This window comes from Paraburkholderia sp. SIMBA_030 (assembly GCF_046535245.1).
In the GTDB taxonomy this organism is placed as follows: domain Bacteria; phylum Pseudomonadota; class Gammaproteobacteria; order Burkholderiales; family Burkholderiaceae; genus Paraburkholderia.
Window position 1 is genome coordinate 1 of the sequence record NZ_JAWRXB010001568.1, and the last position, 238, is coordinate 238.

Below are 238 nucleotides of genomic sequence, written 5' to 3' on the forward strand. Positions count from 1 at the left end.
CCATTCTGTACAAATTGACCATCGACGGTGACCGCTCGATCTACGTCAACCTCTGTGCGCTGCTGTTCATCCTGCCGTTCTTTCTGTTCTCGGCGCTGGCCGGACAGTTCGGCGAGAAGTTCGCCAAGGACCGCCTGATCCGCCTGATCAAGCTCGGCGAAATCGTCATCATGGCGGTCGGCGCGGTGGGTTTCGTCTTTGATCATCTGTCGTTGATGCTGGTGGCGCTGTTCGCCAT

The 238-nt window shown here is 57.6% G+C and carries 1 pseudogene; it reads left to right on the forward strand.

Annotation, left to right across the window (positions count from 1 at the left end):
• Positions 1 to 238, forward strand: a pseudogene (locus SB772_RS45285) (glycerol acyltransferase); the annotation flags it as partial.